The sequence below is a fragment of the Amycolatopsis sp. SID8362 genome (assembly GCF_010550475.1).
GTDB classification, from domain to species: Bacteria; Actinomycetota; Actinomycetes; order Mycobacteriales; family Pseudonocardiaceae; genus Amycolatopsis; species Amycolatopsis eburnea.
On the sequence record NZ_JAAGNB010001013.1, the window covers coordinates 1 to 8,925 of the forward strand.

At 71.5% G+C, this 8,925-nt stretch carries 10 protein-coding genes and 1 pseudogene; 9 read left to right on the forward strand and 2 right to left on the reverse strand.

The window, feature by feature from the left end; translation table 11 throughout:
• The 4 genes and pseudogenes from G3I65_RS31825 to proC form a co-directional block, all read left to right on the forward strand.
• Nucleotides 1–772: pseudogene (locus G3I65_RS31825) on the forward strand (hypothetical protein); the annotation flags it as partial.
• 75 nt (nucleotides 773–847) lie between these two features.
• Nucleotides 848–1,660, forward strand: coding sequence for a sugar phosphate isomerase/epimerase (locus G3I65_RS31830; protein WP_166640826.1), 813 nt, complete (start codon nucleotides 848–850; stop codon nucleotides 1,658–1,660).
• Nucleotides 1,661–1,794: 134 nt separating this feature from the next.
• Nucleotides 1,795–2,622: a thioesterase family protein gene (locus G3I65_RS31835; protein WP_160699380.1), complete on the forward strand. Its 828-nt coding sequence runs from the start codon at nucleotides 1,795–1,797 to the stop codon at nucleotides 2,620–2,622.
• Nucleotides 2,623–3,036: 414 nt separating this feature from the next.
• Nucleotides 3,037–3,846, forward strand: a complete 810-nt coding sequence (gene proC, locus G3I65_RS31840) for a pyrroline-5-carboxylate reductase (RefSeq protein ID WP_160699381.1) — start codon at nucleotides 3,037–3,039, stop codon at nucleotides 3,844–3,846.
• Here the strand turns inward: proC and G3I65_RS31845 are convergent.
• Nucleotides 3,834–4,163, reverse strand: coding sequence for a helix-turn-helix domain-containing protein (locus tag G3I65_RS31845; RefSeq protein WP_239071577.1), 330 nt, complete (start codon nucleotides 4,161–4,163; stop codon nucleotides 3,834–3,836). The genes proC and G3I65_RS31845 overlap by 13 nt on opposite strands.
• Nucleotides 4,164–4,203: 40 nt before the next feature.
• Between G3I65_RS31845 and G3I65_RS31850 the strand changes: the two genes are divergently transcribed.
• The 5 genes from G3I65_RS31850 to G3I65_RS31870 all read left to right on the forward strand — a co-directional run bounded on the left by G3I65_RS31850 (nucleotide 4,204) and on the right by G3I65_RS31870 (nucleotide 7,749).
• A complete protein-coding gene (locus G3I65_RS31850; RefSeq protein WP_160699382.1) occupies nucleotides 4,204–4,764 on the forward strand; it encodes a carboxymuconolactone decarboxylase family protein in 561 nt (186 codons plus the stop codon).
• A 182-nt stretch (nucleotides 4,765–4,946) separates the two neighbouring features.
• Nucleotides 4,947–5,162 (forward strand): helix-turn-helix domain-containing protein, encoded by a 216-nt coding sequence (locus G3I65_RS31855; RefSeq protein WP_013222402.1) that lies wholly within the window; start codon nucleotides 4,947–4,949, stop codon nucleotides 5,160–5,162.
• Nucleotides 5,163–5,317: 155 nt separating this feature from the next.
• Complete coding sequence (locus tag G3I65_RS31860) at nucleotides 5,318–5,419, forward strand: 30S ribosomal protein bS22 (RefSeq protein ID WP_007030867.1); 102 nt, start codon at nucleotides 5,318–5,320, stop codon at nucleotides 5,417–5,419.
• A gap of 255 nt (nucleotides 5,420–5,674) precedes the next feature.
• Nucleotides 5,675–6,718, forward strand: a complete 1,044-nt coding sequence (locus tag G3I65_RS31865; RefSeq protein ID WP_160699383.1) for an NAD-dependent epimerase/dehydratase family protein — start codon at nucleotides 5,675–5,677, stop codon at nucleotides 6,716–6,718.
• A complete protein-coding gene (locus G3I65_RS31870; RefSeq protein WP_166640827.1) occupies nucleotides 6,715–7,749 on the forward strand; it encodes a lysophospholipid acyltransferase family protein in 1,035 nt (344 codons plus the stop codon). The genes G3I65_RS31865 and G3I65_RS31870 overlap by 4 nt, the downstream gene beginning before the upstream one ends.
• A gap of 13 nt (nucleotides 7,750–7,762) precedes the next feature.
• Here G3I65_RS31870 and G3I65_RS31875 read toward each other — a convergent pair whose 3' ends face one another.
• Entirely contained in the window at nucleotides 7,763–8,656 is an 894-nt protein-coding gene (locus G3I65_RS31875; protein ID WP_163046793.1) for an HAD family phosphatase, read from the reverse strand.
• Between the last annotated feature and the right edge of the window lie 269 nt (nucleotides 8,657–8,925).

An 8,925-nucleotide genomic window follows, 5' to 3' on the forward strand; every position in this document is an offset into this window, starting at 1 on the left:
CCGTCCGCAGCCCCAGCCGGAGGCGTACACCGAGCAGTTCTCGGCGGTGCCCGACGACGAGCCGCCCGCGCCGTCGAAGAAGGGCGACGAGCCCTCCGCGCCCGGCCTCGCGAACTGGCGCAAGCGACGGCAGAAGGAGCAGATGGAGGACACCGAGATCGGCGTGATGCCGGCGGTGCCCACCGACGCGCCCGGCGACGGCTACCCCGAGGACGACTTCGAGCCCGAAGGGTTCGCCCCGGAGAGCAGCGGCTACCAGGCCGCCTACGACGCGGGGCCGCCGACCGGCGCGTACCCGCCGCCGATGCCGTTCGCCCCCGGCGACCGCGCGTCGCGCGCGCCGATCCCGGACGACCTCGAGCCGTACGAGCGCGAGTTCGCCGACGGCTACCCGGCCGACGGCCCGGACTTCGAGCAGGACGACTACGGCTACGAGCAGGGCCACGGCTACGAAGACGACGAGTACGACGACGTACCCGAGCCGGTCGCGGAACCCGCGGCCGCGGCGTCGCCGGGCAAGGCGTGGCTCGCGCTCGCCGGCCAGCTGGCAATGGGCGTGGTCGGCGGTGCCGCCGTCTGGCTCGGCTTCAACTGGCTGTGGCTGAACATCCCGGCCGCGGCGCTGGTCGCGGCGCTGCTGGTGGTCGTCGCGCTGGTCTGGATCGTGCGGAAGATCCGCCGCGCCGAAGACCTGCAGACCACGGTGCTGGCCGTGCTGGTCGGCCTGGTCGTGACGGTGTCACCCGCCGCGCTGCTCCTCGTCGGCCGCTGACGTCCGCGGGGGACGCGGTGATCCGCGTCCCCCTACCGGCCCGGCGGCGTCGCGCACCCTCGGTCACGAGGCAGGATGGCGCCCGTGACAGACGAGAAGCCGGTGCCGGTCGGCCTGAGCACGGCGTCGGTGTGGCCGCTCAAAGCGGGCGCGGCCTTCGAGCTCGCCGCCGAACTCGGCTACGACGGCGTCGAGGTGATGGTCTGGGCCGACCCGGTCAGCCAGGACGTCTCGGCGCTGCGGCGCTGGTCGCGCCGCACCGGGGTGCCCGTGCTGTCGATCCACTCGCCGTCGCTGCTGATCACGCAGCGGATCTGGTCGCCGGACCCGGTCGTCCGGCTGCGGATGTCGGTCGAGGCCGCGCTCGAACTCGGGGCCCGCACGGTCGTGGTGCACCCGCCGTTCCGCTGGCAGCGCCGCTACGGCGACGGGTTCGGTGATCTCGTCGACGAGCTGGAAGAGTCGAGCGGCGTCGAAATCGCCGTGGAAAACATGTTCAAGGTGCGGCCGCCCGGCGGTTCGCGCACTTCCCGCGTGTCGGCATTCCGGCCGTCCATCGACCCCACGGACGTCGGGTTCCGGCACTACACGCTCGACCTGTCCCACACAGCGGCAGCCGGAATGGACGCGCTGGCGCTCGCGCAGCGGATGGGGGAGGGCCTCACGCACGTCCACCTGGCGGACGGCACCGGCGTCCCGAAGGACGAACACCTGGTACCCGGACGGGGTGGTCAGCCTTGCGCCGAACTGCTCGAGAAGCTGGTCAGCGGCGGTTTCGCCGGCCAGATCGTGCTGGAGATCAACACCCGGCACGCGGTCACCGCGGCCCAGCGGGTGCGCGATCTGGCGGAGGCGCTTTTGTTCGCGCGTTTCCACCTCGGGCAATGAACGAGCACGTTCCGACAGGACACGACTACTCCCGCCTGCATTTCCGCCGGTGCAACCCGTAAAGTTCGGACCGTGAACCCGTCGCCCGCGTTGATCGTCCCCCTCCCGGATTCCCCGATCGGCACGGAGCGTTCGTGAGCGGAACGGACGGCACCGCCGCGTCCTTCGACACGGCGAGTGCGGCGCGGTCGCTGGGGGACGGCACCTTCACCGCGGTGCTGCGCGCGGAGTGGGCCATCGGCTCGCACCCGCACGGGGGTTTCCTGCTGGCCCTGCTGGCCAAGGCGGCGATCGCCGCGCTGCACGAACGCGGGGAGCCGCACGCGGAGCCCCTCGTCGTCAGCGCGGAGTTCCTGCACGCGCCGGCGCTGGGCCCGGTGCTGCTGCGCACGGACGTCCGCAAGGTCGGCCGCCGCGCGACGGTCGTCGAGGTCCGCCTGGAGCAGCGCGGCCGCAGCTGCGTCGAGGCGCGCGTGACGACCGGCCGCCTCCCGATGCGCCGCCCGGAGTGGACGGACGTCCCGGCGATGCCGGCCGAGCCCCCACCGGGCGCGCTGGCGATGGCGGAGAGCACGGAGGGCCCGTTCAACCTGGCCAAGGGCTGCGAGGTCCGCCTCGACCCGGCGACCGCGGGCTACCTGGCCGGCCGCACCAGCGAGCCGCCCCGCATGCGGCTGTGGGTCCGGCCGCGGCACAGCCTGGTCGACCCGTACTTCACGCTGCTGGCCTCGGACGTGAACCCGCCGGTGGTGATGAACCTGGGCCGCATCGGGTGGGCCCCGACTGTGCAGCTGACGGCGTTGCTGCGCACGCGGCCGGCGCCCGGGTGGCTGCGGGTGGTGGTGGAGTCGAGGTCGGTGCACGAGTCGTGGTTCGACTCGGACGCGACGGTGGTGGACTCCCAGGGCAGGCTGGTGTGCCAGGCCCGCCAGCTGGGCCTCGCCCCGGCCCCCGGCGGCTGACCTTTCGGCCGCGGCTCGCGGCTCGCGGTGGTGTCTTGAATGACTCATTCATGTCGTCAGGCGCCATGAATGAGTCATTCACGACACGGCCGGCTCGGCTTGCGCGCCGGCCGCGACGCCATGAACGCCCCTTTCATGGCGTCCGGCGACAGGGTCCCGGCAAAGTCGCGCCGGCGAGCGGGTGACCGGCCGCAGGCCGGCCGTGTGGTCTGCCCGGCGTCGCGGGGATGTTGTGAATGGGTCATTCATGTCGTCTGGCGAAGTGAATGACTCATTCATGTCGTCGCGGACGGGCGGATCGGCCGTGCTGCCCGACTTTGCCGGGGCCCTGGCGTCCGGCGAGCTGAACGAGTCGTTCACGGCAAGCGCGCCCCGGCACCACGGCTGCCCGCCGCGTTTGGCACGCTTTACCGCATGACGGTCATCGCGGTGCTGGGTGCGGGCAAGATCGGCGAGGCGTTGCTCTCGGGGCTGCTGCACGGCGGCCACCAGCCGGGCGACCTGCTCTTCACCGAGCGGTACCCGGCGCGCGTCGAAGAGCTCACCGCCCGGTACGGCGTCCGCGGCGTCGAGGTCGAAGACGCCGCGAAGCAGGCCGACGTGCTCGTCGTCGCCGTGAAGCCGCAGGACATCGAGCCCGTGCTCGACGAACTCGCGCCGCTGCTGGGGCCGTCGTCGCTGGTCGTGTCGCTGTGCGCCGGGCTGCCGACCTCGCTCTACGAGCGGCGGCTGGCCGACGGCGTGCCGGTCGTGCGGGTCATGCCCAACACGCCGATGCTGGTCAACGAGGCCATGAGCGCCATCTCCGCCGGGAAGTACGCGACGGCCGAGCACCTCGCCGTCGTGCGGGACCTGCTCTCGCACGTCGGGCAGGTCGTCGAGGTGCCCGAAGGGCAGCAGGACGCCGTCACCGCGCTCTCCGGGTCCGGGCCGGCCTACTTCTTCTTCCTGGTCGAGGCCATGATCGACGCCGGGATCCTGCTCGGCCTGCCGCGGGCGCTCGCCGGGCAGCTGATCATCCAGTCGGCCGTCGGGGCGGCGAAGATGCTCGCCGAGTCCGAGGAGCACCCGGTGCTGCTGCGCGAAGCCGTGACCTCGCCCGCGGGCACCACCATCAACGCCATCCGCGAGCTGGAGAAGCACGGCGTCCGCGCCGCGCTGCTGGCCGCCATCGAAGCCGCGAAGGACCGCTCGGTCGAGCTGGGCAAGGCTCACGAAGGCTGACGCGGCCGCCAGTCCGCCGCCCAGGCGTCGAGCTGGACCAGCGTCCCGAACAGCGATCTGCCCTGCTCGGTGAGGGTGTATCCCTCGGCGTGGCCGACCAGGTCCGCGTCGCCCAGTTCGCGCAGCCGCGTGGCCAGCACGCTCGACGACACCCCGTCGCAGCGCTGCTGGAGCGCGCGGAACGTCAACGACTCGTCGTCGCGCAGTTCCCAGAGGATCCGCAGCGTCCACCGCCTGCCGAGCAGGTCGAGCAGCGCCATGATCGGGCGGCCGGTCGTGGACCCGCGGACCGGGTGGCCGGGTAGGGGTGTCGTCAATTGCTTTCCTTTCCGAAGCGCCGATGTTAGCGTGCCGGACATGCCTCTGAAATCGAAGCAGCCGCGGATCGCGCCGCTCGAGCCGCCGTTCGACGCCGGAACGGCCGAGGTGCTCGACCGGCTCGGGCCGCCGATCGGGCTCTTCCGCGTGTGGGCCCGCCGTCCGGCGCTGGCCAGGGGCGTCGCGGACTGGGGGCGGTACTACTTCTCGCGGCAGTCGGCGCTGACCGTCCGGCAGCGCGAGCTGGTCATCGACCGCACGACCGCGCTCTGCGGCGCCGCCTACGAGTGGGGCGTGCACCTCGCGACCTTCGCCGAGAAGGCCGGCCTCCACGACGACCAGATCCGCTCGCTCGCCACCGGCGGCCCGGCCGACGAGTGCTGGGACGCGAGCGACCGCGCGGTCCTCGCAGCCGTCGACGAGCTGCACGCCACCCACGACCTCGCGGACCGCACCTGGGCGGACCTGACGGACGCGATCGGCGAAGACGGCGCGCTCGACCTGCTGCTCGTCTGCGGCTGGTACCACGCGATTTCGTTCACCGTCCGCGCGCTGCGGCTGCCACTCGAACCGGGCACCACGGGTCCGGATTCGCCGTAATGGGCGATTCCCGAGGTCTTGCACGCGCGGGTGCCTGTGCGTTAGCGCTGGTAGGGGCCCAACTCGGTGACAGGCGTCGCATTAGTCCCACCAGTCCCGCTACTCTCGATAGAGCACGTGCGTGTCGATACCACAGGTGGGGAAGCCTCGTGGCGCGACACGTGTCGAAGGACGCGGTAAACATGTCGCCGAACAAGAAGGAGGATCTGCCGGCAGTCGGGCAGGTCCAGTTCCTGACGGTCGCCGAGGTCGCCACGCTGATGCGGGTCTCCAAGATGACCGTCTACCGTCTCGTGCACTCGGGTGAGCTGCCCGCCGTCAGGGTCGGGAAGTCCTTCCGGGTGCCGGAAAAAGCAGTGCACGAGTACCTCCAGGGCGCGTACTACGACGTGGGGTGAAGCCCCTCGCGGCCGGCGGCACGTCGCCTTACGACGTGCCCGCCGACCGGCCCGCACCGGGTGCCGGGTAACCTGGAAAACCGCTCGTGCCTGTGCGCTCCACCCGTTGGACGCTGCGCCGGGCAGCGTGACCGACGACGACCTAAGGAGCGCCCATGGGCTCTGTGATCAAGAAGCGCCGCAAGCGCATGTCGAAGAAGAAGCACCGCAAGCTGCTTCGCCGTACGCGCGTTCAGCGTCGTAAGGCCGGCAAGTAATCCTGCCGAGCGTGACCGTGGCCCGTCCAGTCTCTGGACGGGCCACGTCCATGTGGTGGGCCGGTTCCCCCCGTTCGAGTGAGGCCTTCGTCGCTTTCCGGGGAACCGCGGTTAATAGCACGTAAGAGACCCCGGAGCTACCACTGAAGAGCGGTAACATCTCAGGGGTGTCCGCGCGATGCTTCCAGTGAGTGCAGGCCCGCGCACTTCGGGTGATCGTCCACCCCCACCACGCCCTACGCCGCAGGGAGTCGCATGCCGTCGAACATCGTGCTCGTCACCGGGGTCGCCGGCGAACTGGGTGGGAAACTGCTCGCCCGGCTGGGCAACAACCCCGATTTCGAACGGGTCATCGGTGTCGACACGGTTCCCCCGGACAAGACCGTCCTGCAGCGCATGGGCCACGCCGAGTTCGTCCGCGCGGACATCCGGAACCCGCTGATCGCCAAGGTGATCAGCACCGCCAAGGTCGACACGGTGGTGCACGCCTCCTGCACCGCGCACCCGGCCGGACCGGGCCGCCGCACGGCGATCAAGGAAGTCAACGTCATCGGCACGATGCGGCTGCTCGCCGCGTGCCAGCGCTCGCCACTGGTCCGCAAGCTGGTGGTGAAGTCGACGGCGGCGGTCTACGGCGCCGGCGCCCGCTCGCAGGCGGTGTTCACCGAGGACTCCGAGCTCATCCCGACGTCGACCAGCGGGTACGCGAAGGACGCGGTCGAGATGGAGGGCTACGTGCGCGGCCTCGTGCGCCGCCGCCCGGACATCACCACGACGCTGTTCCGCTTCGCCAACATCATCGGGCCGTCGACCGACACCGTCCTTTCGCGCTACTTCGCGCTGCCGGTGGTGCCGACGGTCTTCGGTTACGACGCCCGGATCCAGCTGCTGCACTCTTCGGACGCGCTGGCCGTGCTCGAACGCGCGAGCCTGACCGACCAGCCCGGTGTCTTTAACGTCGGCTCGGAGGGGGTACTCACGCTGTCGCAGGCGATCCGGCGCGCGGGCCGGGTCGAGCTGCCGATGCCGCGGAGCGTGGTGCCGTCGGTCGGCAAGGTCCTGCGCGGCGCGCGCGTCGTGGACTTCTCCGCCGACCAGGTCCGGCTGCTGAACTTCGGCCGGGTCGTCGACATCACCAAGCTGAAGAACGAGTTCGGGTACACCCCGCGGTGGACCACGCGAGAGGCGTTCGACGACTACATCACCGGACGCGGGCTCCGGCCGGTGCTCGACGGCGGCAAGCTGGCGGGCCTGGCCGGGAAGGTGCTCGTCGCCGCCGCGACGGGCCAGAGCCGATGACCAGACCGCACGACTTGGACGACTTGGGAAGCGAGGCGGAGACGGTGGGCGGTGCCGAAGCGCAGGTCATCCCACTGCACGGACCGGGCCGGGAGAAGCCGGAAGCCGAGCGAGACCTCCGGGAGGAGGAAGCCGCGCGGGCGGACGCGCCGGTCGTCGCCTTTCCGAGGGCGGAGAAGGAGACCCCGGACGAGCCCCTTTCGGCGGCCGCGCGCTCGGCGCTCGGCTTCATCCGCGACCGGCTGACCGGCGACTACACCGTCGACGAGTTCGGCTTCGACGCCGAGCTGACCGACGCGGTGTTCCTGCCGCCGCTGCGCGCGCTGTACAAGAAGTGGTTCCGCGTCGAGACCCACGGCGTCGAGCACCTCCCGGCTTCGGGCGGCGCGCTGCTCGTGTCGAACCACTCGGGCACCATCCCGCTCGACTCGCTGATGACGGCGGTCGCGGTGCACGACGAGACCGGCGGCAGGCACCTGCGCGGCCTGGGCGCCGACCTGGTGTTCCAGGTGCCGCTGGTGGGGTCGTTCGCGCGCAAGTCCGGCCAGACGCTGGCGTGCCACGCGGACGCGGAACGCCTGCTGCGCAAGGGCGAGCTGGTCGGCGTGTGGCCGGAGGGCTTCAAGGGCGTCGGCAAGCCGTTCTCGTCCCGCTACAAGCTGCAGCGCTTCGGCCGCGGCGGCTTCGTGTCGGCCGCGCTGAAGGCCGGCGTGCCGATCATCCCGGTGTCGGTGATCGGCGCCGAGGAGATCTACCCGAAGCTCGGCGACATCAAGGTGCTGGCCCGGATGCTGGGCCTGCCGTACTTCCCGGTGACGCCGTTCTTCCCGCACTTCGGCCTGCTGGGCGCGGTCCCGCTGCCGACGAAGTGGAGCATCGAGTTCGGCGAGCCGATCCGCACGGACGAGTTCGACCCGGACGCCGTGGACGACCCGATGCTGGTGTTCCAGCTGACCGACCAGGTCCGCGAGTCGATCCAGCAGACCCTGTACCAGCGGCTTTCCCAGCGGAAGTCGGTTTTCCGCGGCTGATCGACGCTGAGTCTCAGCGGCGGCGGTAGGCCATGCCGGCGGCCACCGCGCCCGCCAGCGCGCCCGCGCCCAGCACCGAGGGCACGCCGATCTTCGCCGCCTTGCGGCCGGTGCGGAAGTCGCGGATCTCCCAGCCGCGGGCGCGCGCGACGTCGCGCAGGCCGCCGTCCGGGTTGACCGCCACCGCCGTGCCGACCGCGGACAGCATCGGGATGTCGTTGGCCGAGTCCGAATAAGCCGTGCAGCGCTTGAGGTTCAGCCCTTCGCGGGACGCGAGCGCGCGCACCGCGTGCGCCTTCGCGCGGCCGTGCAGCAGGTCGCCCACCAGGCGGCCGGTGTACACGCCGTCCCGGGTCTCGGCGACCGTGCCCAGCGCGCCGGTGAGGCCCAGCCGGCGCGAGATGATCGCCGCCAGCTCGATCGGGGTCGCCGTCACCAGCCAGACGCGCTGGCCGGCGTCGAGGTGCATCTGGGCCAGCGCGCGCGTGCCGGACCAGATCTTGTCCGCCATCAGCTCGTCGTAGATCTCTTCGCTGATCGACGTCAGCTCCGCCACGGTCCGGCCGGCCACAAAGGACAGTGCGCGCTCGCGGTGGGTCTTGATGTCCTCTTTGTTCTCGCGGCCTCCGAGCCGGAACTTGATCTGGCCCCAGACGAACCCGGCCAGGTCCGACGAGGTGAAGAACTTGCGCGCGGCGAGCCCGCGGGCGAAGTAGAAGATCGACGCGCCCATCATCATCGTGTTGTCGACGTCGAAGAACGCGGCCGCGGTCAGGTCCGGTGGCGCGGGCGGGGCGGGGGGTTCGGAAACCACTCGGGCGTGGGCGGCCTCGGCCGACGCCTCGCCCGCGAGCGCGGCGAGCCGTTCCAGCTCCTGACTCTTATCCCTGCCACGCCAAGCTGACACGCACACCGCCTCCACGTCTGCCCACGTCCGGCCCCGTCCCGGCGAAAGTCCGGTCCTTCGCACAGCGTAGCGAGCCGCCCACCGCCCCGGCGCAGGTGTGGCCCGGACCTCAGCCGATCACGATCGGCGGCAGACCCGGCAGCAACGGCGGGAGCGAAACCAGCGGCGGCGGGGACGTCGTCGGGATCGTCGTCGGCGGCCGGGTGGTCGTCGGCGGCTGGCCGTACACCGGCGGGGGCGTCACGCCGCCGGTCGGCGCCGGGATGCCC